Raw genomic sequence first — 26662 nt, 5'->3', positions numbered from 1 at the left:
CGCGCTGATTGTTGCGCGAACCTTATTGAGCAGGCTTGACCGGATCAGATTTGGCGAGATCCGCCATGGCATCGTCGGCGAACTTGCGGGACGCGGCGAGCGCGGCGTCGCGGGCATCGGCCTTGTCGAGCCAGGCTTGCGCCGCGGTGCGATCGGCCTCCGGCAGCGACTTCAGCTCGCGACGTGCCTCCGCGAAATCGTTGCGTAGCGCCGCCGCGGTGACGCGCGTCACGATCGCACCGCGATCATTGCCGACGCCGTCGGTGCGTTCGATGCGGACGAGCTTCGATGCGCCGGCCTGGAGGCGGTCGACGATACCGCTGCCGCCGGTCTGGGTTTCCGCCGGCGGCGACAATTTCGGCACGATGTTGAGAAGCTCGCGGCTCAGTGCGACCGGTGTCGGGATGCCGGAGGAAGCAAAGATGTCGAGCGGCTTCAGCGTGTCGGGCTTGGCCGCCAGTGACCGCGCCGCAGCCAATTGCTGTTGATAGGGATCGCCATGGCGAACGGCGACATCGAGCAGGGCCGCCGCAACCACATGACGCAGCGGCTTGTCGTCCATCGTCTTGGCGTCGGCGATCTTCTCGCCCTGCTGCGCGAGCTCGGCCCGCTCGGTCCTGCCGGCGCGTTCGAGCTGCGCGATGCGGTCGTTGAGAGCGCTAAGATCGGGCGCGGCAGCGCTTGGAGCCGACTTCACCTCGTTCAGTGCATTCGCCGCCTTGTCGGACTGCGCGCGCAAATTGGCGATGTCGCTGCGCAGGCTGCCGACGGACTTCTCCAGCGCGTCGATCCGCGCCGCCGTCGCCGGATCGGCCACGGGCTTGCCAGCCTTGGCTTCGACCGCGGCAACGCGGCCGCTGAGCGCATCGATCGTCGCACTCGTGACTTGCGATGCGGCAGGCGGCGCCTGCACGGCGGGCCAGCCCAGCATCCAGCCGACCGCGATGACGACCGCCGCTGCGACAGCGCCGGAGAGCGGAGCAACGACCCAGGGCGAAATCGGCGGAGAGACGGGCGCGGATGCAACGGCGGCCGGCGCCTCATCGCGCTCCGGCTCAGCATCAGCCGGCTCGGACTTGACCTGCTCGGATTGTGACGACTCGGTCTCGGCGCGCTCCGGCGCCGCCTGAGCCTCGGGCTCGCCCGCCGCCTGCTGCGGCTGGGTCGAGACTTCGGTCGCCTCGAGGTCGATGGTGGGCGGGGTGCGCTTGGCACGACCGCTGTCGGGGGCCAATCCTGCGTCTTCAGGCTTGTCATCGACCATCGTGACGGTTCCTCACATCCATACCTTGCACAGGTCCTTCGGATCCGATTGCGTCGGATTCGGCCCGACCTCTTACGCCAAACGAGTGCGCAAAGCACGCTCCAAGGTGTCGAATAAGGCATTTTCGTCCGGCGTCGCCGCCACCAGAACCTGCGACGCGCCGGCTTCGCGCAGCACGCCAGCAACCGTCTCGGACAGGCAGCATTGCGGTATAGCCAGCGCCGAGATTTCGACACCTTCGTCCCGCGCCGCGTCCAGGAACGCACGCGCGCTGCGCCGGGAATAGTGCAGCACCGCCTCGATCCCATGGGCGGCAAAGCCGTCGCAAACTTCGCGTGGCAGCAACTTGACCGGAGACATGCGATAGGTGGTCTGCGTGACCACATTGAATCCTTCGGCGCCGAGCTCGTTGCCGAGGTCACGCGACAGATCCGCACCCGCGAGGTAAAGCAGCGTGCTCTTTTTCTTCAGCACCTTGTCGCGTGCACTCTGCACCACCTTGTCGCGCAAGGCCGCAGCGTCGCCACCGGCGACGATCACGTCGGCAAAGCCGGCATCGCGCGCCGCAGCCGCCGTGTGCTCGCCGACCGCAAACAGCGGCAGCTCCAACAAGCCAAGGTCCCGCAGTTGCGGCGCGACCCCACGGATCGCATTGGCCGATGTAACGATGACGCCGTTATAGTTCGTCTCGCGCTCGTCATGAAAGGCGACCGGCTCGAACTTGAGCACCGGAGCAAGCAGCACCACATGCCCCCGCGCGCGCAGACTCTCCGCCGTCGCCTCATTGTCGGGATGCGCTCGTGTGACAAGAATGGACATCGCTGGTGTTCCCGAACCACGTGGCGGTGGCGCATTTACGAGGACGGCCGTGCGTGACGATTGCGCAAGCCATCCCCGGAATGCTACCGGACGTACCAGAACTCTGCTTTACGGATGAGCGCAAGGGCGCAAATTGGATAACAATTCGCCAATGCTGGTATTGGGCATCGAAACCACCTGCGACGAAACCGCCGCGGCCGTGATCGAGCGTGCGCCTGACGGCAGCGGCAAGATCCTGTCCAACATCGTGCGGTCGCAGGTCGAGGAGCACGCACGCTTCGGCGGCGTGGTGCCGGAGATCGCCGCCCGCGCCCATGTCGATCTGCTCGACGGCATCATCGACCGCGCCATGAGCGAGGCCGGCGTCGGCTTCGCCCAGCTGGGCGGTGTCGCCGCGGCGGCGGGGCCGGGGCTGATCGGCGGCGTCATCGTCGGGCTCACCACTGCCAAGGCGATCGCGATGGTGCACGACACCCCACTGATCGCGGTGAACCATCTGGAGGCGCATGCGCTGACGCCGCGTCTCACCGACGGGATCGGATTCCCCTATTGCCTGTTCCTCGCCTCGGGCGGACATACCCAGATCGTCGCCGTCACTGGCGTCGGCCAGTATGTGCGGCTCGGCACCACGGTCGACGACGCCATTGGCGAGGCCTTCGACAAGGTCGCGAAGATGCTGGGCCTGCCCTATCCCGGCGGTCCGCAGGTCGAGCGCGCGGCGGCAAGCGGCGATGCGATGCGCTTCGCCTTCCCGCGCCCGATGCAGGGGCGTCCCGATGCCAATTTCTCGCTGTCGGGCTTGAAGACGGCGGTCCGCAACGAAGCAAGCCGCATCGCCGAGCTCACGCCGCAGGACATCAGCGACCTCTGCGCGAGCTTTCAAGCCGCCGTGCTGGATTCGACGGCGGACCGGCTGAGCGTCGGCCTAAGACTTTTCCGCGAGCAGTTCGGCGCGCCACGCGCACTCGTGGCCGCCGGCGGCGTTGCCGCCAATCAGGCCATCCGCGGCGCCCTGCTCGATGTCGCGCAGCAAGCTGGGACCCAGCTGATCATGCCGCCGCCCGCGCTCTGCACAGACAACGGCGCGATGATCGCCTGGGCCGGCGCCGAGCGCCTCGCGCTCGGCATGACAGACACGATGGAAGCGCAGCCCCGCGCACGCTGGTTGCTCGACGCCAACGCGACGGCACCGGCCGGCTACGGCAACACGCGGGCGGGATTCTAGTAATGACCGCGTTCGACTCCGTCACCGTGATCGGGGCAGGCGCCTGGGGCACGGCGCTGGCAACCGTGGCGGCGCGGGCAGGACGGAACGTGACGCTGTGGGCGCGCAATGCCGAACATGCGACGCGCATCGCTTCGACGCGCGACAATCCGCGCCTGCCCGGCGTGCGGATCGCTCCGGAGATTGTCGTGACGAGCGATCTGGCGCTCGCCGCACGTGCCGACATGCTGCTGATCGCAACGCCCGCGCAGCACTTGCGCAGCGCGGTCAACCTGCTGTCCTCGCGCATTGCAAGGCCGGTCCCTGTCGTCGCCTGCGCCAAGGGCATCGAGCACGGCACCCGCAAATTCATGACTGAGGTGATTGCCGAAGCCGCACCGGGCGCGCAGCCGGCAATCCTGTCGGGCCCGAGCTTCGCCGACGACGTCGCGCGCGGCCTGCCGACCGCGGTAACGCTGGCCGCGAAGGAAGAAGCGCTGGCCAGCAGCCTGGTGCAGGCGCTGGGCTCGGCGACATTCCGTCCCTATCATTCCACTGATATCCGAGGTGTCGAGATCGGCGGCGCGGCCAAGAACGTGCTGGCGATCGCGGTCGGCATCGCGGTCGGGCGCAAGCTCGGCGCCTCGGCCCAGGCCGCGCTGACGACCCGCGGCTTCGCCGAGCTCACTCGCCTTGGACGCGCGCTTGGTGCGCGCAGCGAGACGCTCACGGGCCTGTCCGGCCTCGGTGATCTCATTCTGACCTGTTCGAGCCCGCAATCACGCAATTTCGCGCTGGGCCTTGCGCTGGGCCGCGGCGAGAACCCGCCCGCGGGCAAGCTTGCCGAGGGCGAGTCCACCGCGCCGGTGCTGATCGAGCTTGCGGCTTCGCAAAACATCGAGATGCCGGTATCAGAAGCGGTCGCTTCGATCCTGAGCGGCCGGAGCACGATTGACGCCGCGATCTCGGGGCTGTTGACGCGCCCCTTCAAGGCAGAGGAATGAACATGGCGTACTGGCTGGTGAAATCCGAACCGTCGGTGTGGTCCTGGGACCAGCAGGTGGCGAAGGGCGCCAAGGGCGAGGCCTGGACCGGCGTGCGCAACTTCACCGCACGCCAGAACCTCGTTGCGATGAAGAAGGGCGACAAGGCGTTCTTCTATCATTCCAACGAGGGCAAGGAGATCGTCGGCATCGCGGAGATCATCAAGGAGGCCTATCCGGACCCGACCGACAAGACGGAGAAATTCGTCTGCGTCGACATCAAGGCCGACAAGCCCTTGAAGACGCCGGTGACGATGGCCGCGATCAAGGCCGAGAAGAAGCTCGCAGACATGGCGCTGGTGAAATATTCGCGCCTGTCGGTGCAGCCGGTGACGGCGGAGGAGTGGAAGCTCGTCTGCAAGATGGGTGGGATTTAAGAGCAGGTGCTGTAGCCCGGATGAGTGAAGCGATATCCGGGAGCACTGCACCCGCGTGTCGCTACTACGATGTCCGCGCTTGCGTCTCCGGCAGCGCAAAAACCTCGCATGGCGCGGCAATGCCGCGCAGCGAATGCGATCCGAGCGCGATGAGGGGCGTATCCGTCTCTGCGGCGAGCGCGCCCGACACGAGCACGGTCCGCCCCAACGGCTTGCATAATCCTTCGAGCCGACTGGCGAGATTGACGGCGGGACCGATCGCCGTGAAATCGAGCCGGTTGGCAGCGCCGATATTGCCCCAGAGCATCTCGCCGAGATGAAGTGCGGCACCGAACGCGAGCGGCGGCAAGCCCTGGCCGCGGCGCTCCGCGTTGAGATACACCATCCCGGCTTCGGCCGCGCCTGCCGCGCGCAGAGCGGCATCGCAGGCGCGGCGGGGCGACGCCTCGATCACGGGAAAGATCGCGAGCACGCCGTCGCCGATGAATTTCAGCACCTCGCCGCCGAAAGCGTGAACGGCGCCGGCGATCCGGTCGAACCATGCGTCGAGCGCCGCGATGACATCGGCCGGCGGATTGGTCTCCGATAAGCTGGTGAAGTTGCGCAAGTCGGCATAGAGCAGCGCGGCCTGAATGGTCTCGCCGAGATCGCGCCGCAGCGGCGCCGCCAACACCCGCTCCGCACTGCGCCTGCCGAGATAGGCGTCCAGCGTCGCCCGCAGCGTGGCACGCGCGGCGAGCACGGCGAGCGGCGTCGCGGCAAAACGTGCAGCTTGACGCAAATGCTCGATTTCATCTGCGGTGAACGGGCGCGGCCCGATCCAACCGAGCTGCGGCCCATCTGCCCGTCCGACAATGTCTTCATGCACCTCACCGCCCGCAATGTCGCGCAGCCAGCGGCGGCCGGCATCGTTGGGCGGGTCCGGTGCCAGCCCGCCCGGGGCAAAGCCGAGCGCTTCGATCACCCGGCCGCTGTCGGCGCGCCACAACCAGGTCCGCTTCGCGATCAGCGGGTGCGGCACCTCCAGCGTCAGGGCGCCCGCCGCAAGCGGCACGCCATCAGCAACCAGATGGGCGCCGAGTTCCGCAAGCAGGCGGTCCGCCCCAGGACTGTCTGAGGCGGCGTCGACAAGCCAGGCGAGCGTCGGAGAGAGCTGCATGGCTCGATCATGACGAAGGCACGCCGTCTTTGTCACGGGCAATCCTTGACGGACCGCTCTGGCGCCGCCATGTCCGAGTGTCAGCCCAGGGATGATCGCCGATGACCGAACCGTTCATAGTGCAACGCGAGACCCAGATCGCCGCCCCACGCGCCACTGTTTTCGCCTATCTGACCGACCCCGAGAAGATCTTGAGCTGGATGGGTTCCGACGCGAGCACGGAGCCGCATCCCGGCGGCCTCTATCTGGTGAAGGGTGTCGGCCCGCGCGGCGGCGTCGCGCGCGGCGCCTTCCGCGAGGTCGTGCCGGTGCATCGTCTCGCTTACACGTTCGGCTGGGAGGGCGGCCAGGAGGTGCCGCCCGGCTCGAGCCTGATTGAGATCGACCTGATTGAGCACGACGGCGGCACTTTGATGCGGATGACCCATAGCGGGCTGCCGACGGAAGAGCAGGCGGCCGCGCATGCAAAGGGCTGGGCGCATTATCTGGTACGGCTCACCACGGCAGCCGCGGGCGGCGATCCCGGTCCGGATAAGGGCGTGTCCGAGAAGGCGTAGGGACTGTAGGGTGGGCAAAGGCGCACTTGCGCCGTGCCCACCATCTATCCCAACACCGCAGCAGAAATGGTGGGCACGCTCCGCTTTGCCCACCCTACGGGAGCGCGACGCTAAACCGCCGCGGTCGCCACCACCTGGGCCAGAAGCTGCTCGCGCCTTGCCTGCGAGCGCTGGCCCTTCATGGTCGCGGCGAAGCGTTCGAGGATGCCATCCTCGAAGGCGGTGACGATGGTGTCGTGGACATAGCTCTTGCGGCAAATCGCAGGCGTGTTGGAGAGCTGGTCGGCGGCGGCGCGGATCGCGTCCAGCACCTGCTTCTTGCGGCCGCGCTGGCTGGTCGCAGGCGTGATCCGCGACAAGGATTCCACGACGACGGCAGACGCCATCAGCGTGCGAAAATCCTTCAGCGAGATTTTGATGCCGGCGATCTCGCGCAGAAACGCATTCACCTGCGTGGTATTGACCGCGCGCACGATGCCGTAGGCGTCGCGATACTGGAACATGCGCTTACCCGGGACGGCCCGCAAAATGCCGATGGCGCGCACCAGCTTGGCCGCGTCGCACTCCTTCCGCACCGCCTTGCCGCCCTTCGCCTTGAAGGTCAGCACGAAGCAATCATCTTCCAGCGTCACGTTGGACTTGAGCAGCGTGGTGGCGCCGCGGGTGCCGTTGAGACGGGCATAGGATTCGTTGCCGGGGCGGATCGCGGTGCGGGCGATCAGCTCGATGACGGCCGAGAGCGCGAATTCACGCGTCGGCTCGTCGCCCGACAGGAACGCCGAGACCTTGCGGCGGATCTTTGGCAGCGCGCCGACGAGCTTCTCAAGGCGATGCGCCTTGCGGTGCTCGCGGACCTTCTCCCAGTCGGCGTGATAGCGATATTGCAGCCGGCCCGCGGCATCGCGTCCCACGGCCTGGAGATGCGAGCTCGGATCGGCGGAGTAGCGCACCTCGCGATAGGCCGGCGGCACCGCCATGGCGTGCAGCCGGCGGATGATGCGGGCGTCGCGAATATGCGCACCGTTCGGGCGGACGAAGGAATAGCCCTTGCCGCGCTTGATGCGCCGGATGGTCAGCTCGTTCTGGTCGCCGAGGCGCAGGCCCAGTCCCCTGGCGAGCGCCTCGACCGTCGCCGCCGACGTCGTGTCGAAGGTCTTTTTGGGGCTGAGACGCCTGAAACCGGCCGGTTCCGGCCATTGTCCGAGGGCTTTGGCGAGGGCAACGGCCGCAGGATCGGCGGAAGCGGGCCGCATCGCGCCGAGATTCTGCTGATCCATCATAGTCTTATGCCTTTGGCCCTGCCTGTTACCGATCAATGCGATTGTTTTGATTTTTGTTCCAGGAGCCTCGTTGGGATCCCGGGTTCGCCATTTAGGGTGTTCCGAACCGTAATGCGAGTCCCGAATCAGTGAGGAAAGGTTTCTAAATACCTCCGTCGGTTGCATGGCGCCCTGCGCGGGCCTGTTCCGGAGAGTTGGGTCAAGGCCCGAAAGCCGGTCCCCGGCCTGTTTCAGATCTGCGACAGTCGCCCAAGCGGGCTTGATCCTCCGCATGGCCGGCGGCCCGCCGAAGGTCCAGCTTGTGCTCCTTGTCGGGTCCGGTTAGCCCGACGCATAATCATTCAATGATCAAGTCGGCTCGCCAATCACTAGCGTTCGGCCTGCCGTATGTGGAGGGAAAGCATGTCCGAGAAGATCTACGACGTACCGGCAGAGTGGGCGAAGCGCGCCTGGGTCGACCAGGCCAAGTACAAGGACATGTACGCGCGCTCGATCTCGGACCCGAACGGTTTCTGGGCGGAGCAGGCCAAGCGCATCGACTGGATGAAGGCGCCGACGAAAATCGAGAACGTCTCCTTCGCGCCCGGCAACATCTCGATCAAATGGTTCGAGGATGGCGTCCTCAACGTCGCCCATAATTGCATCGACCGGCATCTCCACACGCGTGCCAATCAGACCGCGATCATCTGGGAGGGCGACGATCCCTCGCAGTCAAAGCACATCACCTACAAGGAGCTGCACGACGAGGTCTGCCGGATGGCCAACATCCTGCGCACCCGCAACGTCAAGAAGGGCGACCGCGTCACCATCTACCTGCCGATGGTTCCGGAAGCGGCCTATGCGATGCTGGCCTGCGCGCGGATCGGCGCGATCCATTCCGTGGTGTTCGCGGGCTTCTCCCCCGACAGCCTCGCCCAGCGCATCAACGACTGCCAATCCAAGGTGATCATCACTGCGGATGAAGGCTTGCGCGGCGGCAAGAAGGTGCCGCTGAAGGCCAATGTCGACGCGGCGCTCGCCAAAGCGGACGGCGTCGACTGGGTCGTCGTGGTCAAGCGCACCGGCGGCAAGATCGACATGAACCCGACGCGCGACCTCTGGTACCACGACGCCGCCAAGATGGTGACGACGGAGTGCCCGGCCGAGCACATGCACGCCGAGGATCCGCTATTCATCCTCTACACCTCGGGCTCGACCGGCCAGCCCAAGGGCGTGCTGCACACCTCCGCCGGCTATCTCGTCTATGCCGCGATGACGCATCAATACGTCTTCGACTATCACGACGGCGACGTCTATTGGTGCACCGCCGACGTCGGCTGGGTCACCGGCCACAGTTACATTCTCTACGGGCCGCTCTGTAATGGCGCGACCACGCTGATGTTCGAAGGCGTGCCGAATTATCCCGATAATTCCAGGTTCTGGAACGTCATCGACAAGCACAAGGTCAACACCTTCTACACCGCGCCGACCGCGATCCGCGCACTCATGCAAGGTGGCGACGAGCCGGTGAAGAAGACCTCGCGCGCCTCGCTGCGCCTGCTCGGCTCGGTCGGCGAGCCCATCAATCCGGAAGCCTGGGAGTGGTATCACCGCGTCGTCGGCGACGGCCGCTGCCCGATCGTCGACACCTGGTGGCAGACCGAGACTGGCGGCATCTTGATCACGCCGCTGCCGGGCGCGATCAAGCTCAAGCCGGGTTCGGCGACGCTGCCGTTCTTCGGCGTGGTGCCGGAGATCGTCGATGCCGACGGCAAGACGCTCGAAGGCGAGACGACGGGCAACCTCTGTCTCACGCGGTCATGGCCGGGCATGATGCGCACGGTCTATGGCGACCACGCCCGGTTCGAGCAGACCTACTTCTCGACCTACAAGGGCAAATACTTCACCGGCGATGGCTGCCGGCGCGACGCCGACGGCTATTACTGGATCACCGGCCGCGTCGACGACGTCATCAACGTTTCCGGCCATCGCATGGGCACCGCTGAAGTCGAGAGCGCGCTGGTCGCGCACGAGAAGGTGTCGGAGGCGGCCGTGGTCGGCTTCCCGCACGACATCAAGGGCCAGGGCATCTACGCCTATGTCACCCTGATGGCGGGCGTCCAGCCGACCGAGGATCTGCGCAAGGAGCTCGTCACCTGGGTACGCAAGGAGATCGGCCCGATCGCCTCGCCGGACCAGATCCAGTTCGCCCCTAGCCTGCCCAAAACCCGCTCCGGCAAAATCATGCGCCGCATCCTGCGCAAGATCGCCGAGGACGAGCCGGGCAGCTTAGGCGACACCTCGACACTGGCCGATCCGGCCGTGGTCGACGACCTCGTCAAGAACCGGCAGAACCGGAAGTCGGCGTAAGAAGCGGCTCCGTGCCCCGGACGCAGCGCAGCGCGCGCTTCAGCGGTGCGCTGCAGAGCCGGGGCCCATCTCTCCGCACTAGAACTGGGTCCCGGCTCAGCGTCGCGGCGCTACGCGCCGCGCCTTGTCCGGGACACGAGACCAGCTCGCCAACGCCTCCTGAAATAACAGGCGTTTACATCCGCACGCATTCGTCAGGGTGCGCCCCGGGACCTGCGCGTCTTTCCCGCCGAGTGTTGTTTTCAGGTCATTTACTTTATTTCGAACATTTCCTTTGTTCCCGTGCCGGCTGGCCCTTGGCGGCCGCGCGTGGAAACCATCCGGTTAACGAGCGCGGTTAAGAATATCTGGGCAAGCCGCGATTGCCGGGTTCTGCGTAAATTTCTGGACGATCCGTTTGGGGCAAGGGGAAGCATCGATGTCGATGAGGATTGCGGTGGCGCTGGCCGCCACCATCGGGGCTGGGGTTTTGATGTCGACCGCGGCCGAGGCGCGGCCGGAAATGGTCGGGACGCACCTGGCCGACTATTCGCCGGGCACCATCGTGGTCAAAACCAGCGAGCGCCGGCTCTATCTCATCCTCGATAACGGCCACGCCGTGCGCTATCCGGTTGGCGTCGGCAAGGCCGGCAAGCAATGGGCCGGCACGACGAAGATCGACGGCAAGTATCTCAATCCAGCCTGGGCACCGCCTGCCGAGGTGAAGCGCGACAAGCCGAGTATTCCCGACGTCATTCCGGGCGGCTCGCCGCGCAACCCGATGGGCGTTGCGGCGATGACCTTGGCCGGCGGCGAATATGCGATCCACGGCACCAACGTGCCGGGCTCGATCGGCGGGTTCGTCTCCTATGGCTGCATCCGCATGCTCAACGACGACATCACCGATCTCTACGGCCGCGTCTCCGTGGGCACGACGGTGGTCGTGACGCGCTGATCGAGGAGATCGGGAGAGGATTGCGAGAGCCGCGTCTAAAGCGCGATGAGATCAGGATGAATCGTCATCGCGCTTTAGGTTATTGTTTGAGCATGATCTTTTCGGAAAACCGCTACACACTTTGCGCGAACGCGGCCCTTCGGGTCCGGATCATGCTCTAGCGACGCGGCTTTTTTTATTACCAAAAACGCCAGCTGCGCGCACACCAGCCGTCGCGATGGCCGCCATTGTAACTGCGCACGTAACCGCCTGCGAGCAGCGTGGCCGAGACGTTGGCGGTCCGCCGGGTCGCGACGTCAGCGAGAATGCGTCCGTATTTGTCGGGCCCGAGATTGGAGATCGTCACGTCCCCCTGGCCGAGCAGATTGCGCAGCGCATCGGTGGCGGCTTCAGCCTTGTTCAGCTCATCCTGGCACGATGCTTTCAGTTCAGGTGCATCGATGCCGCGCAGGCGAACCCGCACGACGAGATGACCGCCGTTGCGCTGATGCACGCGCGCCAGAAAGGTGTCGCCGTCGATGGTGCGGATGACTTCGATCGGCTGGTGAGCGCCGGCATCTCCGGCCTGCTCGAGGACGATGTCGGTCGCCTGCGACCGGCCGTCGGCCCCATGCGGGACGGGCCAGTTCGTGCCGTGCCGGAAGGCAAGCACGACAGCCGTCACGACGCCGACCACGAACATCCAGGGCAACAGTCCGGAGAATCGGCGATGGAACGGAGAGCCGCTGAAGGATGACCGATACGGATTGAGACGATCGCGGGAACGCATTGTCTCACGCTAGAGCTGAGTCGGCAGAACCGGCAAGCCGCGTTCCAAGCTTTCTAGCGGTTACTGCCTGTAGTTGCACGGAGAGCGATCTTCACATTCCGTTTAGCGCCTGCGTGGTCGCATCGCGCGCGGTCTGCATCCCGAGATACCGCCACTCCATCGTTCTGCCAGGCGGGCATGCGGCGCATCGGCCGTACTTCTACGGCCATCGGTGAATATTACCCAAATCTCAATCTTTGGTTGCGCATACCTGATGCGGGACGGAATTGAGGAGAGAGCGGTGGGATTATTCAAGCTTCGCATTGGAACAAAGCTCGGCATCATCACGGGCATCAACGTTCTGCTGGTCGGCGGTATCCTGACCAACCAGATGCTCGGCAACCAGTCGATCGCGGAGTCCAACCGGCTGGTCATCATCAACTACCTCAACAAAGGCAATGCGCAGGCGGCGCAGACGGCGATGGCGCGCGCGCAGCTCGTCGCCCTCGAGCTCGGCTCCGCGCCGTCGGTCGGTGAGGTCGACAAGCTCCTCGAAACTCTCCGCAGCCATGCAACCGAGGCCGGTACGGAAATCGACGCCGCAAGGGAGCGGGCGACGCGAAAGGTCACGCAGGATGCCTATCGCGAGGCGAGGAAGTTCGTCGATACTTATCTTGCCAGTGCCGTCGAGCTGGCGGCGGCGCAGAGGGCCGTCATCAATGCCCCCGCCGGCGGCGCCAAGTCCGCAGCGGAAACAGCAAGGGCGGGCATTCTTGCAGAGCATATGCGCCCGGCGGCCAAGGAAGTCGGCAAACGCGTCGACGATCTGGTGGGCGTCGCCAACGAATTCGCAGCGCGACGTAAAGGCGAATTGCTGGTCGAACTTGATCGTGTCGCCAACTTCGCGGTGATCGTCGGCGTCTTCGTCATGCTGATGCTGATCGGCTCCGCGGTCTTTTCGGTGTCGAGCATCGCCCGCCCGATCCGGCGCATCGGCGATGTGCTCCTGCAACTCGCCAGCGGCAGCAAGGCCGTCGAGATCCCCTATACGGCCCGCGGCGACGAAGTGGGCGACAACGCTCGCGCGGCGCAGACCTTCAAGGACAACCTGATCCGCATCGAGCAGATGGAAGCCGAGCAGAAGCAGCAGGAAGCCGCTGCGGCCGCGCAGCGCAAGGAAGAGATGATCCGGCTCGCCGGCGCATTCGAAGCGGCAGTCGGCAGCATCATCAATTCGGTCTCCGCCGCTTCCCAGCAGCTCGAATCCGCCGCCGGCACGTTGTCGGGCACCGCGGAAGAGACCCAGCAGCTCTCCGGAATGGTGGCAGCGGCCTCCGAGGAGGCATCCACCAATGTCGGCGCCGTGGCGTCGGCCGCCGAAGAAATGAGCACGTCGGTGGTCGAGATCAGCCGCCAGGTCCACGATTCCAGCCGTATCGCCGGCGAAGCGGTGAAGCAGGCCGAGCGCACCGACATCCGCATCAATGAACTGCTCAAGGCCGCGGGCCGGATCGGCGACGTCGTCAAGCTGATCACTGCGATTGCCGAACAGACCAACCTCCTGGCGCTGAACGCCACGATCGAAGCGGCACGCGCCGGTGAATCCGGCCGCGGATTCGCCGTGGTGGCGAGCGAGGTCAAGGCGCTCGCTGCCCAGACCGCGAAAGCGACCGAGGAAATCGGCACGCAGATCGCTGGCATGCAGGCAGCGACGGAAGATTCCGTCGGCGCGATCAAGGAGATCGGCGCGACCATCGCCAGGATCTCGGACATCTCGACCACCATCGCTGCGACCATCGAGGAGCAGGGAGCCGCGACGTCGGAGATCGCACGCAACGTCAGCGAAGCCGCCAAGGGCACGGTCGAGGTCGCCGACAAGATCGCGCAGGTCAGTCACGGTGCAAGCGCCACCGGCGCGGCATCTGGACAAGTGCTCGCATCGGCGCGCTCGCTGTCCACCGAAAGCGGTCTGTTGAAGGCCGAGGTCGAGAAATTCCTCAATACTGTGCGCGCCGCCTAGATCGGCAACGAAGCGGCGAGCACAGTTTCTGTGCTCGCCGGACATTCATGACACCCCCGGGATTTCCCGGGTTTGACCGGCATTGTGAGCAACGATAGGTTGAATTTGAAACCGTAAGCAACTCGTTTGCGGAGCCTGTTCGAGTCCCCCCAACATGAACATCGACGTGACTTCACACGATTCGCTCGAACGAATCGCCGATCTGGTGCGCCAGCAACATCATTCCCTCGACACCACGCGGCTTTCGCCGGTGGATGGATTCCAGACCCGGACCGTCGCGCTCGAAACGCTGATGCGCGAAGTGACGGAATGTCTTGCCGAGAGCTTTCGGCATCGCCCGGCGCAGGATTTTCCCATGCTTTATTTTGCATGCGGCAAGGCGCGGGTCGGATCGACGGCCCTGAGCAATTTGTTCGGCATGACCGGGATGCCCTCGTATTATCAACCGCTGAAGGCCATGCTGCGCGATTCGCTCGTCGGCGAGGCGCTGACACCGTGGATCGTGCCGTCGGCGGCCGATGAGCCGAATATCTTCAGCAAGGAGACGATCGGGCCCTACGTGCTCGCCGAGAGCCTGTTCAATCCGCTCAAGCTGCTGATCGACGCAGGCTACCCGCGGCACCGGCTGCACCTCATCGCGCTCGACCGCGAGCCAGCCAGCGCGCTGGCGTCCTGGCTCGAGAAGCTGATCTCGCGCGCTCCTGGAAGTACGCTGCTGGCGCACTATGTCGTCGCCGCACTCAGCGCAGTCCGGGTCGCTGGCTACGCCAGGCAACAGGGCGTTCCGGTCACGCATTACGTCTACGAGGTGAGCAAGGAGGCGGTATCGTCGGTTCGAGTCCTGTTCGACCGCCTCGGCATTTCGGGCAGCTTTACCGAAAATGCCGTGACCTCATGGCGGGAGCCGGGACAAGAGCAGGCGAACAACGCGCGCGTCATCTTCCCGAGCGAAGCGGCGATCTACAAGGTGCCCAATCTGCACACCTCGGATAGCGCCTATCGCTACCAGCGCCGCGCAACGACCTCGCTGAGCCAGGCCCAGCTGGACGTCCTGGAGCGCTGCGGCGTCAACGATGCTTATCGTGCCTCGGTTGCGGCATGCGTTCGCGATCTCGACCTGAATGCAGCGACGTCGGCGCACCTGTTCGGCGATTGGCTCGCTACGGCTGCGTGATCACCATGCTCGACATTGCCGCGACCACCGAGCCAGCCGTCCCTGGAGCGGTTGACGACAAGCCGAGCCGCGCGACAGTCATCCACCTTCGACGCCTGGAGGCGGAAAGCATCCACATCCTGCGGGAGACGGCGGCCGAGTTCCGCAAGCCGGTCATGCTGTATTCGATCGGGAAAGACTCTTCGGTGCTGCTGCATCTGGCGATGAAGGCGTTTCATCCCGGCAAGCCGCCGTTTCCCATGCTGCATGTCGACACGACGTGGAAGTTCCGGGAGATGATCGCATTTCGCGACATGCGCGCGCGCGAGCTCGGCCTCGATCTGATCGTCCACACCAACAATGACGGACTGAGCCAGGGCATTGACCCCTTCACCCACGGGTCGGCCCGTTACACCGACGTCATGAAGACGCAGGCGTTGCGACAGGCGCTGGACCTCCACGGCTTCGACGCCGCGATCGGAGGAGCGCGGCGCGACGAGGAGAAGTCGCGCGCCAAGGAGCGCATCTTCTCGCATCGCAGTGCGGCGCATCGCTGGGACCCGAAGAACCAGCGGCCGGAGCTGTGGAGCCTGTACAACACGATGCTCGCGCCGGGCGAGAGCATGCGGGTGTTTCCGCTGTCGAACTGGACCGAGCTCGACGTCTGGGACTACATCCTGCTCGAAGACATCCCGATCGTTCCACTCTATCTGGCGGCGCCGCGTCCGGTGGTCGAGCGCGACGGTGCGCTGATCATGGTGGATGACGAACGGATGCCGCTGCGTCCGTACGAGGAGCCGCGCTGGCGCTCCGTCAGGTTTCGCACGCTCGGCTGCTATCCTCTCACCGGCGCGACGACCTCGACGGCGGCGACCCTGCCGGAGATCGTTCGGGAGATGATGGTCTCGCGCACCTCCGAGCGGCAGGGGCGCATGATCGACCGGGACAGTCCCGCGTCGATGGAGCGCAAGAAAGCGGAAGGCTACTTCTGATGTCCTATCACGAGGCCCCCGCGATCGCCGCCTCCGATGCGCCGCGGCTGGATCAGGACGACCGCCCGACGCTGCGCTTCGTCACCTGCGGCAGCGTCGATGACGGCAAGAGCACGCTGGTCGGCCGCCTGCTTTACGATTCCAAGACGCTGCTCGACGACCAGCTCGACGCCCTCGCCTCCGAGAGCCGGACCGTTGGCACCACAGGCGGCGATCTCGATTTCGCGCTGCTGGTCGACGGCTTGCAGGCCGAGCGCGAGCAGGGCATCACGATCGACGTCGCCTACCGGTTCTTCGCCACGCCGTTGCGCCGCTTCATCGTCGCCGACACACCGGGACATGCACAATATACCCGCAACATGGCGACCGGCGCCTCCAACGCCGATCTCGCCGTGGTGTTGATCGACGCACGCAAGGGCGTGATCACGCAGACGCGGCGTCACAGCCACATCCTGTCGCTGCTCGGCGTCCGCCACGTCGTCCTCGCCGTGAACAAGATGGATCTGATCGGATTCGACGGTGGTCGCTTCGCGGCGATCACCGCCGAATATCTGACGCTGGCCGGGCAGCTCGGCATTTCCCAGGTCCAATGCATCCCGGTGGTGGCGCCCGACGGCGACAACATCGTCGCCGCGAGCACGCGGATGCCGTGGTACACCGGGCCAACCGTCACGGCCTATCTGGAATCGGTGGACGTGTCCGGCGACGTCTCGCAGCGGCCGTTCCGGCTGCCGGTGCAATGGGTCAACCGGCCGCATGCGGATTTTCGCGGCTTCTGCGGCCGAATCGCCAGCGGAACGATCCGGGCAGGCGACGCCGTTGCCGTGCAGCCCTCGGGCCGTCCAACCCAGGTCGCGCGCATTCTCACGCCCGGCGGCGAACGCGATCGGGCTGCGGCGGGCGAATCGGTGACGCTCACATTGGCGGACGAGATCGACGTCAGTCGCGGTGACGTGCTGACGGCGGGGTCCACACCACAGATCTCGGATCAACTGGCGGCCCATCTCGTCTGGTTTGATGACCAGGCCATGGTCGCGGGCCGGCGCTACGTTCTCAAATGCGGCACGGCTTCGATCGGCGCGGTGATCACGTCGCTCGAGCACCGCATCGCCATCGACACCATGGCGCAGGAAAGCGCCACGACGCTCGATGCCAACCAGATCGGCCAGGTCCATCTCCGCCTCGACCGCCCGCTGGTGTTCGAGGCCTATCGCGACGACCGCAACATGGGCAGCTTCATCCTCATCGATCCGATCAGCCATCGCACCGCTGCCGCCGGTATGGTCGACCTCTCGCTGAGCCGCGCAACCAACATTCACCGCCATCGACTCGCAGTCGACAAGTCCGTGCGTGCGCGGCTCAAGCAGCAGCGGCCCTGCGTGCTCTGGTTCACGGGCTTCAGTGGAGCCGGCAAATCGACGATCGCAGATCTCGTCGACCGGCGCCTTGCCGAGCTCGGACGCCACGCCGCGCTGCTCGACGGCGACAATCTCCGCCACGGCATCAATCGCGATCTCGGCTTCTCCAGCGCGGAGAGAATGGAAAACGTCCGGCGTGTCGCGGAAATCGCGGCGCTGTTCGTCGATGCCGGCATGATCGCGCTGGTCGCGCTGATTTCGCCGTTCCGCAGCGAGCGCGCACTGGCGCGGCAGCGGGTCGAGACGAGCGAGTTCATCGAAATCCATGTCGCGACCCCGCTTGCCGAATGCGAGCGTCGCGACCCCAAGGGCCTCTATCGCAAGGCGCGCGCGGGCGAGCTGACAGGCTTCACCGGGATCGATGATCCCTACGAGGCACCGCAAGCGCCGGAGATCAGCATCGACACCTCGGAACTGTCGAGCGAAGCGGCCTGCGAACGCATCATCCGCTATCTCAGAGACAATCACTATCTATAGCGGCGTGCACCCAGCGTGGACCTTCGCAGGCCTCAGAAGTCGGAGGCGATGCCCTTTCTTTCCCAATCGCCATAGCGGGTGGGCTCGGGTCCCTTCGGTCCCTGAAGCTCCCTGGGCCGCGCTTTGGCTTCGGCCGCCTGCCGCCGCGCCTCGGCTTCAGCCAGCGCACGCTGGGCTGCGGGCGGCAGCGGCTTGCGATCGGGAACGGGAGGCTGGTCACTCATGGCCCGGCTTATTAGCGCAGGACGGCCCGCGGCGCGACGTCCAATAACGCATTCCTGAAATCGGGCCTAAAGGGCTGAAAAAGCCGGAAGCGATTCTTACATTTGGCATATTCGCGTGCCACAGATGAGCTGGTTAAGGCATGCGCCCATCGCGGCGGAACTGCCGCTCGCTCAGAACCTTGCTTCCGCATGCCATCTCAACGTTTCGTTCCTCCGTCCGAAGTGCCCGGTCTTGCGGCGCGGCGGATTGCCGCCGACATCGTCGACGGCGTTCTGCACAAGCACCGCACGCTTGACGACCAACTCGACGGCGGCGGCGCCCATCCCGGACTGAAGACGCTGGCCGACCGCGACCGCGCGCTGATGCGGCGCCTGGTCGCCACCGTGCTGCGCCGGCTCGGCACGCTCGGTCATGTGCTGTCCCGGCTGCTCGACAAGGGCATTCCCTCCGATGCACCGCGTGCGCAGAGCGCGCTGTTGATCGGCGCCGCGCAGATCCTCTGGATGGATGTACCCGATCATGCCGCCGTCGATCTCTCCGTTCGCCTCGTGCAATCCGACCGGCGCGCCGCGCGATATGCCGGCCTCGTCAATGCCGTGCTGCGCCGCTGCGCGCGCGAGGGCAAGGCCCTGGTCGAGGAAGTTGCCACGCAATCGCTGGATCTGCCGCCCTGGCTGCTCGCGCGCTGGAGCGCACATTATGGCGAGGCGACCGCGAGAGACATGGCGCTCGCGCTCGGCCACGAACCGTCGCTCGATCTGACCGTGAAGTCGGATGCCGCGCAATGGGCAAGCCGCCTGCATGGCGAGACGCTGCCGACCGGGACGGTGCGGATGCTGCTGCATGGCTCGGTGACCATGCTGCCGGGTTTTGCCGAGGGACAATGGTGGGTGCAGGACGCCGCCGCTGCGCTGCCGGCCCGGCTGTTCGGCGACATCAAGGGCAAGTCCATCGCCGATCTCTGCGCCGCCCCGGGCGGCAAGACCGCGCAGCTGGCACTTGCCGGCGCCCATGTCACGGCCATCGACCGCTCACCCGCCCGCGTGGCGCGGCTGCGCGAAAACCTCGGGCGGTTGTCGTTGCAGGCCGAGACTGTCGTCGCTGACGCCGTGGAATGGGCCGGCCCCGCCGAGGCCTTCGACGGTGTTTTGATCGATGCGCCCTGCACCTCGACCGGCACGATCCGCCGCCATCCCGATGTGGCATGGCTCCGGCAGGAATCCGACATCGCCGCCCTGACCGCGCTCCAGCAGCGGCTGCTGCGCAAATCGCTGTCGCTGCTCAAATCCGGCGGGACGCTGATCTACTGCACCTGTTCGTTGGAACCCGAAGAGGGCGAGCAGGCCATCACCGCGCTGCTGGCCGCAGAGCCCGCGCTTCGCCGTGTCCCGATCGAGGCGTCGGAGGTCGCAGGTCTCGACGAAATCCTCACCGCGGAAGGCGATCTGCGCACCCTGCCGAGCCATCTGCCGAATGCCGATCCCAAGCTCGGCGGGCTCGACGGATTCTTCGCGGCCCGGCTCGTTAAATCCTGATTTTGCACCGGATTTTGCAACCTCGACGCTGATTCGCGCCGTTCAAGGTGGTGTCAGCGGTCCGATTTTGGGATTAATAAGGATTCGTCGGAATCCTCCTCTCCCCTTCAAGGCAAGGCGTGTCGGTCGCTCAACGCAGACGTATCTCGACGCTGGTGATGAACCGCTTCGCGCGGAACATGCTCGCGCGCGCGAGCGGCGGGCCCGTGGCGGTGTCGCGGGTCTGGCCCAGCCGGACCGATCGGCTGATCATCGCGCCGCATGACCTGCGCACCGCGGATGCGACCCGCGCCGCCGAGATCTATGCCGGCCGCTTCGTCTTCGCCGGCAAGATCGTCAATTGCCACGGCCGCTCGATCTTCGATCTCGAACCGCCGTCGGAGGATTGGGAGGTCGCGCTGCTCGGCTTCGGCTGGCTGCGGCACTTGCGCGCCGCCGACACCGCGCTGACCCGGGCGAATGCGCGCGCGCTGGTCGAGGACTGGATCTCGAACCCCGCCAACAAGCGCCGTCCGGTCGCGCGGCGTGCCGACGTGCTGGCACGGCGCGTGATCTCGCTGTTGTCGCAGGCGCCGCTGGTGCTCAATGACACCGACAACAAGTTCTACCGCCGCTACCTGCGCGCGCTCGCACGCGAGATCCGCTTGCTGCGCTACACCATGCTCGACATTCCCGACGGGGTGCCGAAGCTCCAGGTGCTGATCGCACTGTGCTACGCGGCGCTGTGCCTCGCCAACCAGGCGCGCCACATCCGCAGCACCTCGAAAAAGCTCTCCGACGAATTGCAGCGGCAGATCCTGCCCGATGGTGGACACATCTCCCGCAACCCGGGCGCCCTGATCGACCTCCTGATCGACCTGTTGCCGCTGCGGCAAACCTTCGCGGCGCGCAACATCGCGCCGCCGCCGGCGCTGCTCAACGCGATCGACCGCATGATGCCGATGCTGCGCTTCTTCCGTCACGGCGATGGCAATTTTGCGCTGTTCAACGGCATGAGCGCGACACCGTCCGACCTGCTCGCCACGCTGCTCGCCTATGACGACACCCACGGCGCACCGATGGCGAACATGCCGCATACCGGCTTCCAGCGTCTCGATGCCGGCCAGACCACGCTGATCATCGACACCGGCCCGCCGCCGCCGGCCGGCGTCAGCCACGACGCCCATGCCGGCTGCCTGTCGTTCGAACTGTCCTCCGGCATCAGCCGCATCGTCACCAATTGCGGCATGCCGACCACGGGCCGCGACAATTGGCGGCCGTTCGCCCGCGGCACGGTGGCACATTCGACACTGGCCTATCACGACACCTCCTCATGCCAGTTCGTGGAGATGTCGGCGATGAAGCGGCTGTTGCACGGCGCGCCCGTGACCAGCGGCCCGGTGGAGGTCGAGAGCTATCGCGAAATCGTGCCGAACGGCACGCTGCTCACGACCTCGCATGACGGCTATCTCTCTAAATTCGGCGCGATCCACCGCCGTGTGCTGATGATCGCCAATGACGGCGCGCGCATCGACGGCGAGGACACGCTGTCGCCGCCGCAGGGCGGACGCTTCAAGGGCGCGGATGCCGATTTCGCGCTGCGCTTCCATCTGCATCCGGCGGTGAAGGCGAGCCGCCTGTCGGATGCCCGCGGCGTCATGCTGGTGCTGCCGAACCGCGACGTCTGGACCTTTGAAGCATTGGACGACAAGGTCGACCTCGAGGACAGCGTGTTCCTGGCCGGCAATGACGGGCCGCGCCGCACCGCGCAGATCGTGATCCGGCAGGATGCGCGGCAGGCTCCGTCGATCCGCTGGAGTTTTGTCCGTTCCACCGCCTCGCCCGCAGTCACCAATGCCCGAAGAAATGCGCGGCGGGAGCCGGAACTACCGCTATAGATGCCCGTATTTCAGCCCTATCTGATCGTTGTGAAGGGCGTCGAAAACTGCTAACCAGCACGCGCTCGCGCGACTGGCGACCTTGGATGGAGCACCATCGGGAAGCGCGAGATACACCTGCCGCGCGCCTGGGCATAGACACTCCTTAAGACAGAGGATCTTGCTCATGACTGACCATCCCCGCCGCGTCACCCGCGCCCTGCTCTCCGTTTCCGACAAGACCGGCCTGATCGAGTTCGCAAAGGCGCTTGCGGCACACAATGTCGAGCTGGTCTCGACCGGCGGCACCGCCAAGGCGATCGCCGCTGCCGGCCTCAAGGTGAAGGACGTCTCCGAGCTGACCGGCTTCCCCGAGATGATGGACGGCCGGGTCAAGACGTTGCATCCGAAGGTGCATGGCGGCCTGCTCGCGATCCGCGACAACGCCGAGCACGCGTCGGCGATGAAGACCCACGGCATCGCTCCGATCGATCTCCTCGTCGTCAATCTCTATCCATTCGAAGCGACGGTCGACAAGGGTGCCGGCTTCGAGGATTGCATCGAGAACATCGACATCGGCGGCCCCGCGATGATCCGCGCCGCCGCCAAGAACCATGATGACGTCGCCGTCGTGGTCGAGGCCGACGACTACAAGGCCGTGCTCGACGAGCTCGCCGCCAACAAGGGCGCGACCACGTTGAAGCTGCGCCGGCGCCTTGCCGCAAAGGCCTATGCCCGCACTGCGGCCTATGACGCTGCGATCTCGAATTGGTTCAACCGGCAGCTCGAGATCGACGCGCCCGACTTCCGCGCCTTCGGCGGCAGGCTGATCCAGTCGCTGCGCTATGGCGAGAACCCGCACCAGACCGCGGCATTCTACGCGACGCCCGACAAGCGCCCGGGCGTCTCGACGGCGCGGCAGCTGCAGGGCAAAGAGCTCTCCTACAACAACATCAACGACACCGACGCGGCCTATGAATGCATCGGCGAGTTCGACGCCAAGCGCACCGCGGCCTGCGTCATCGTCAAGCACGCCAATCCCTGCGGCGTCGCGGAGGGCGCGAACCTCGTCGACGCCTATCGCAAGGCGCTGGCCTGCGATTCCACCTCGGCGTTCGGCGGCATCATCGCGATGAACCGCCCGCTCGATGCCGACACCGCGCGCGAGATCACAAAAATCTTCACCGAGGTGATTATCGCCCCCGACGCCAGCGAAGAGGCGATCTCCATCATCGGCGGCAAGAAGAACCTCCGCCTGCTGCTCGCTGGCAGCCTGCCCGATCCGCGGGCGCCGGGCCTGACCGCCAAGACGGTGGCCGGCGGGCTGCTCGTGCAGAGCCGCGACAACGCCGTGGTCGACGACATGACGTTCAAGGTCGTGACCAAGCGTGCGCCGACCGAGGCCGAGATGCGCGACCTGAAATTCGCGTTCCGTGTGGCCAAGCACGTCAAGTCCAACACCATCATCTACGCCAAGGATCTCGCTACTGTCGGCATCGGCGCGGGCCAGATGAGCCGGGTGGATTCAGCGCGGATCGCGGCGCGCAAGGCCCAGGACGCGGCGAGTGAGCTCAAGCTCGCGGAGCCGCTCACCAGGGGCTCGGTGGTGGCGTCGGACGCCTTCTTCCCGTTCGCCGACGGCATGCTTGCCTGCATCGAAGCCGGCGCCACCGCGGTGGTGCAGCCCGGCGGCTCGATGCGAGACGACGAGGTCATCAAGGCCGCCGACGAGCACGGCATCGCCATGGTGTTCACGGGAACGCGGCACTTCAGGCACTGACACGATCAGTGCACTACTAACTCTCTCAACGGGTCGTCCCGGCCTAGCGCGCAATTGCGCGCGGGGGGCCGGGACCCATGCCGCGTGATTTATCGATGGAGCGCGGACTTGGTACCGCGGAACGACCAGCCTTCGCCAAACTACGCTTTGGGGCTATGGGTCCCGGCCCCCCGCGCGCAATTGCGCGCTAGGCCGGGACGACAGCGGAGATTGGCGCGACGACGAGGCTCAAGCCTCCCGCACTCGCATTAACAATCCCAACCCCGCGACGAAGAACACCACCAGCACCGCCATGCCGGCTTTCTGGCTCGCCGTCGCGGCGGTGATCATGCCGATCAATAGCGGGCCGATGAAGGACGTCACCTTCCCGGTCAATGCGAACAGGCCGAAATACTGCGCGATGCGATCCTTCGGCGCGAGACGGATCAGCAGCGTGCGCGAAGCGGCTTGCAGCGGGCCGCCGGCGGCGCCGATGAGACAGCCCAGCACCAGATAGGCGCGCTCCGCGGCACTCGAGAACAGCGCCGCACCCGGCTCGGGCGGCGCGACCTTGACGAACAACACACCGTCCTTGTCGACCAGCAGGATCGCCGCCACCGACAGCAGCAGGATCAGCAGGCTGCCGGCGATCACGCGCTTCGGCCCGAGATGATCGTCGAGCTTGCCGCCAAACCATGCGCCGAACGCACCGGCGATCGCGAGCATGATGCCGAACGTGCCGATCTGAATCGTGTGCCAGCCGAAGGTGCCGGCGGCATAGATGCCGCCGAACGCGAACAGCGACACCAGACCATCGGTATAGATCATGTTGGCGAGCAGGAACGCCGCAAGAGATTTCTGGTGCGGCAGACTCTTGATCGATTGCTTCAGCTCCCAAAGTCCTTCGCGCAGCGCCTCGCGCACCGGAAGCTTCGCGGGATAATCCGGCGTGAACAGGAACATTGGCGTCACGAAGATGATGAACCACAGCCCGGTCAACGGCCCGGCGGCACGATCGCCCTGATGAGTGACGGGATCGAGCCCGAAGAGCGGCGTGAAGCCGAGCAGCGTGCGGCCGGTCTCGGGATTGGCGGCGAGCAGGCCAAGCACGATGATCAGGCTGACGATGCCGCCAATGTAACCTGTGGCCCAGCCGGTGCCGGACAGCCGCCCGATGCGCTCTGGCGGCACCAGGGTCGGCATCATCGCGTTGTTGAAGACGGTGGCGAATTCCGCACCGACGCTGGCGAGCGCGACGGCGGTGAGCAGCGGCGGAATGATGGCGTATTCACCGGGCTTGCCGATCCACAGCGTGCAGGACGCCACCACCAGCACCGCGCCGAAACCTGCGATCCATGGTTTCCTGCGGCCCGAAGCATCCGCGATCGCCCCGAGCACCGGTGACAACAACGCGATCGCAAGTCCCGCGGCCGCCATCGCAAAGCCCCACAGCGATTGGCCGGTGGCGGGATTTGGCGCGATGCCGGTCGCGAAATAGGGCGCAAACACGAAGGTCGTGATCAGCGTGAAATAAGGCTGCGCAGCCCAATCGAAAAAGATCCAGCTGACGACGGCGGCGCGCGGCGGATAGGTCCGCGGCACGCCGGCCATGCGCACATCCGGAGCGATCGTCGTCATCACGCAGTCCTCATCACGAACAGTTTTGCCTCTCTCGGGGCAAACCGTATAGCATTGGCGTGACGCGTGTGAACTGCCCCGGGGGCGCAACGGGAATTTTGATGATGTCGTCATATTCGACGCGGCGGACATTTTTCGCCGTCATGGCCGCTTTGGCGCTCGGTCTTGCCCCCGCGACTGCCCAGGATGCGCGGCGGGGCTATGTCCCGCCCGCGCGCGATATCGTGCGTGCCGTCGCTGCCGAGCACGGCATGGTGGTGGCGCAGGAGAAGATCTCCGCGCAGGTCGGTGCCGACATCCTGCGACGTGGCGGCAATGCCGTCGATGCCGCGGTCGCCACCGGCTTTGCGATGGCCGTGACCTATCCGCGCGCCGGCAATGTCGGCGGCGGCGGCTTCATGGTGATCCATTCCGCCGACCGCAATGAGGACATCACGATCGACTATCGCGAGACCGCCCCGGCCGCGACCACGCCGCAGATCTTCCTCGGACCCGACGGCAAGCCTGACGCGACGAAGTCACGCGATTCCGCGCTCGGCGTCGGCGTGCCCGGCACCGTCGCAGGTCTCGCCCTCGCATTGGAAAGATACGGCTCCGGCCAGTTCACGCTGGCGCAACTGCTCGAGCCGGCAATCGCACTCGCCCGCGACGGCTTTGTCGTCAGCGACGATATCGCCGATACGCTGCCGAGCTGGCACCGGCGCCTGGCGCGATGGCCTTCCTCGGCCAAAATCTTCTCGCGCGCCGACGGCACGCCACTGGGCGAGGGCGACAGGCTTGTGCAAGCCGATCTCGCCGCGACGCTGTCGGCCGTCGGCGCACAGGGGCCGCGCGGCTTCTATGAGGGGCCAGTTGCGGAAAAGCTCGCCAAGGCCGTGACGGACGCCGGCGGCATCATGACGCCTGCCGACCTGAAAGCCTATCAGGCGGTGATCCGTGCGCCGGTGCGCGGCACCTATCGCGGCTACGACATCGTCTCGATGCCGCTGCCCTCGTCCGGCGGCGTGGTGCTGGTGGAGACGCTCAACATCCTCGAAGGCTTTCAGCTCGCCGATCTGAAGCAGGGATCGCCGGCATCGCTGCATCTCTTGATCGAGGCCATGAAGCGCGCCTATGCGGACCGTGCGCGCTATCTCGGCGATCCCGCCTTCGTCAACGCACCGATCGAGACGCTGATCGCGAAGGACTACGCCGCCAAGCTGCGCGCAGGCATCTCCGCCGAACGCGCCACGCCTTCGAAAGAGCTCGTTTCCGCTGCTGTCGCGCCGCGCGAAGGCAGCAACACCACGCATTTTTCCGTCGTCGACGGCCGCGGCAACGCCGTCAGCAACACCTATACGCTGAACTTCAGCTATGGTGTCGGTCTCGTTGCCGACGGCACCGGCGTGCTGCTCAACAACGAGCTCGACGACTTCACTGCGGCGGTGGGCGCTTCCAATGCCTATGGCCTCGTCGGCTTCGAGGCCAATCTGCCTGGGCCTGGAAAACGCCCGCTGTCCTCGATGTCGCCGACCATCGTGCTCGGAAGCGGCAAGCCGGTGCTGGTGACGGGCTCGCCTGGTGGCAGCCGCATCATCTCGACCGTGCTCCAGGTGATCGTGAACGTCCTCGACTACAAGATGGACGTGGCTGCTGCCGTTGCTACACCGCGGCTGCATCACCAATGGCTACCGGATGAGGTGCGCATCGAGAGCGGCTTTCCCAGCGATGTCCTGTCCGAGCTGAAGGCGATGGGCCACCTCGTCGTCGAGCCGATGGGACAGACATCGGCTAATTCGATTCTCGTGACTCCGAACGGGCCGCTCGGCGCGCCAGACCCACGCACGCGAGGCGCAGAAGCAGCGGGACAGTAACC

General features: G+C 65.8%; 21 protein-coding genes and 1 riboswitch. Of the genes, 14 read left to right on the top strand and 7 right to left on the bottom strand.

Translation table 11 applies throughout. From position 1 onward, the window contains the following. Positions 1 to 22: 22 nt before the first annotated feature. On the bottom strand, positions 23 to 1264 hold the full coding sequence (locus BLV07_RS09020; protein ID WP_091882791.1) for a COG4223 family protein: 1242 nt from the start codon (positions 1262 to 1264) through the stop codon (positions 23 to 25). A 72-nt stretch (positions 1265 to 1336) separates the two neighbouring features. Further along, positions 1337 to 2083 carry a uroporphyrinogen-III synthase gene (locus tag BLV07_RS09015; protein ID WP_091882788.1) on the bottom strand — a complete coding sequence of 249 codons (747 nt, stop codon included), beginning with the start codon at positions 2081 to 2083 and terminating at the stop codon, positions 1337 to 1339. 151 nt (positions 2084 to 2234) lie between these two features. Between BLV07_RS09015 and tsaD the strand changes: the two genes are divergently transcribed. From tsaD to BLV07_RS09000, 3 genes are read left to right on the top strand one after another with little or no spacing between them, the layout of a single operon-like run. Beyond that, positions 2235 to 3308 carry a tRNA (adenosine(37)-N6)-threonylcarbamoyltransferase complex transferase subunit TsaD gene (gene tsaD / locus BLV07_RS09010; protein WP_091882785.1) on the top strand — a complete coding sequence of 358 codons (1074 nt, stop codon included), beginning with the start codon at positions 2235 to 2237 and terminating at the stop codon, positions 3306 to 3308. 2 nt (positions 3309 to 3310) lie between these two features. Next, the gene (locus BLV07_RS09005; protein WP_091882782.1) at positions 3311 to 4291 is read left to right on the top strand and encodes an NAD(P)H-dependent glycerol-3-phosphate dehydrogenase; all 981 of its coding nucleotides are present in this window, start codon (positions 3311 to 3313) and stop codon (positions 4289 to 4291) included. A 2-nt stretch (positions 4292 to 4293) separates the two neighbouring features. Next, complete coding sequence (locus tag BLV07_RS09000; RefSeq protein ID WP_091882779.1) at positions 4294 to 4707, top strand: EVE domain-containing protein; 414 nt, start codon at positions 4294 to 4296, stop codon at positions 4705 to 4707. 64 nt (positions 4708 to 4771) lie between these two features. Here the strand turns inward: BLV07_RS09000 and BLV07_RS08995 are convergent, their stop codons facing one another. Then, positions 4772 to 5866, bottom strand: coding sequence for an adenylate/guanylate cyclase domain-containing protein (locus BLV07_RS08995; RefSeq protein ID WP_176945426.1), 1095 nt, complete (start codon positions 5864 to 5866; stop codon positions 4772 to 4774). Between the two features lie 101 nt (positions 5867 to 5967). On the opposite strand from BLV07_RS08995, the gene BLV07_RS08990 reads away from it, so the two are divergent. After that, positions 5968 to 6423: an SRPBCC family protein gene (locus BLV07_RS08990; protein WP_091882771.1), complete on the top strand. Its 456-nt coding sequence runs from the start codon at positions 5968 to 5970 to the stop codon at positions 6421 to 6423. 110 nt (positions 6424 to 6533) lie between these two features. On the opposite strand, the gene BLV07_RS08985 is transcribed toward BLV07_RS08990, so the two are convergent. Continuing rightward, positions 6534 to 7703 carry a DNA topoisomerase IB gene (locus tag BLV07_RS08985; protein ID WP_091882768.1) on the bottom strand — a complete coding sequence of 390 codons (1170 nt, stop codon included), beginning with the start codon at positions 7701 to 7703 and terminating at the stop codon, positions 6534 to 6536. 402 nt (positions 7704 to 8105) lie between these two features. On the opposite strand from BLV07_RS08985, the gene acs reads away from it, so the two are divergent. Together acs and BLV07_RS08975 are read left to right on the top strand one after the other, a co-directional pair. Next, entirely contained in the window at positions 8106 to 10052 is a 1947-nt protein-coding gene (gene acs, locus BLV07_RS08980; protein WP_091882766.1) for an acetate--CoA ligase, read from the top strand. Between the two features lie 418 nt (positions 10053 to 10470). Further along, entirely contained in the window at positions 10471 to 10986 is a 516-nt protein-coding gene (locus tag BLV07_RS08975; RefSeq protein WP_091882763.1) for a L,D-transpeptidase, read from the top strand. Positions 10987 to 11164: 178 nt separating this feature from the next. Here BLV07_RS08975 and BLV07_RS08970 read toward each other — a convergent pair whose 3' ends face one another. Next, positions 11165 to 11755 (bottom strand): thermonuclease family protein, encoded by a 591-nt coding sequence (locus BLV07_RS08970; RefSeq protein ID WP_091882760.1) that lies wholly within the window; start codon positions 11753 to 11755, stop codon positions 11165 to 11167. 253 nt (positions 11756 to 12008) lie between these two features. Between BLV07_RS08970 and BLV07_RS08965 the strand changes: the two genes are divergently transcribed. The 4 genes from BLV07_RS08965 to cysN all read left to right on the top strand — a co-directional run bounded on the left by BLV07_RS08965 (position 12009) and on the right by cysN (position 17794). Beyond that, positions 12009 to 13754 carry a methyl-accepting chemotaxis protein gene (locus BLV07_RS08965; protein WP_091882755.1) on the top strand — a complete coding sequence of 582 codons (1746 nt, stop codon included), beginning with the start codon at positions 12009 to 12011 and terminating at the stop codon, positions 13752 to 13754. A 154-nt stretch (positions 13755 to 13908) separates the two neighbouring features. Beyond that, complete coding sequence (locus BLV07_RS08960; RefSeq protein ID WP_091882754.1) at positions 13909 to 14928, top strand: sulfotransferase family protein; 1020 nt, start codon at positions 13909 to 13911, stop codon at positions 14926 to 14928. Positions 14929 to 14933: 5 nt separating this feature from the next. Continuing rightward, positions 14934 to 15899 (top strand): sulfate adenylyltransferase subunit CysD, encoded by a 966-nt coding sequence (cysD, locus tag BLV07_RS08955; RefSeq protein ID WP_091883070.1) that lies wholly within the window; start codon positions 14934 to 14936, stop codon positions 15897 to 15899. Further along, positions 15899 to 17794, top strand: coding sequence for a sulfate adenylyltransferase subunit CysN (cysN, locus tag BLV07_RS08950; protein ID WP_091882751.1), 1896 nt, complete (start codon positions 15899 to 15901; stop codon positions 17792 to 17794). Before cysD ends, cysN begins: the two co-directional genes overlap by 1 nt. Positions 17795 to 17826: 32 nt before the next feature. On the opposite strand, the gene BLV07_RS08945 is transcribed toward cysN, so the two are convergent. After that, the gene (locus BLV07_RS08945; protein WP_091882748.1) at positions 17827 to 18018 is read right to left on the bottom strand and encodes a DUF1674 domain-containing protein; all 192 of its coding nucleotides are present in this window, start codon (positions 18016 to 18018) and stop codon (positions 17827 to 17829) included. 189 nt (positions 18019 to 18207) lie between these two features. Between BLV07_RS08945 and BLV07_RS08940 the strand changes: the two genes are divergently transcribed. The 3 genes from BLV07_RS08940 (at position 18208) to purH (ending at position 23190) form a co-directional block, all read left to right on the top strand. Continuing rightward, a complete protein-coding gene (locus BLV07_RS08940) occupies positions 18208 to 19554 on the top strand; it encodes an RsmB/NOP family class I SAM-dependent RNA methyltransferase (protein WP_091882745.1) in 1347 nt (448 codons plus the stop codon). A gap of 158 nt (positions 19555 to 19712) precedes the next feature. Then, positions 19713 to 21431, top strand: a complete 1719-nt coding sequence (locus BLV07_RS08935) for a heparinase II/III family protein (RefSeq protein WP_176945430.1) — start codon at positions 19713 to 19715, stop codon at positions 21429 to 21431. Positions 21432 to 21490: 59 nt separating this feature from the next. After that, a riboswitch (ZMP/ZTP riboswitch) is annotated at positions 21491 to 21572 on the top strand. A 25-nt stretch (positions 21573 to 21597) separates the two neighbouring features. Further along, positions 21598 to 23190, top strand: a complete 1593-nt coding sequence (gene purH / locus BLV07_RS08930; RefSeq protein ID WP_091882738.1) for a bifunctional phosphoribosylaminoimidazolecarboxamide formyltransferase/IMP cyclohydrolase — start codon at positions 21598 to 21600, stop codon at positions 23188 to 23190. Between the two features lie 228 nt (positions 23191 to 23418). On the opposite strand, the gene BLV07_RS08925 is transcribed toward purH, so the two are convergent. Further along, positions 23419 to 24807, bottom strand: a complete 1389-nt coding sequence (locus BLV07_RS08925; protein ID WP_091882734.1) for an MFS transporter — start codon at positions 24805 to 24807, stop codon at positions 23419 to 23421. Between the two features lie 101 nt (positions 24808 to 24908). Here BLV07_RS08925 and ggt point away from each other — a divergent pair, with 101 nt between their 5' ends. Continuing rightward, entirely contained in the window at positions 24909 to 26660 is a 1752-nt protein-coding gene (gene ggt / locus BLV07_RS08920) for a gamma-glutamyltransferase (protein ID WP_091882730.1), read from the top strand. Positions 26661 to 26662 lie beyond the last annotated feature (2 nt).

The organism is Bradyrhizobium sp. Rc2d (assembly GCF_900099855.1).
GTDB lineage: Bacteria > Pseudomonadota > Alphaproteobacteria > Rhizobiales > Xanthobacteraceae > Bradyrhizobium.
The sequence above is the reverse complement of the archived record's forward strand: the minus strand, read 5'-3'. Positions and strand labels throughout refer to the sequence as shown.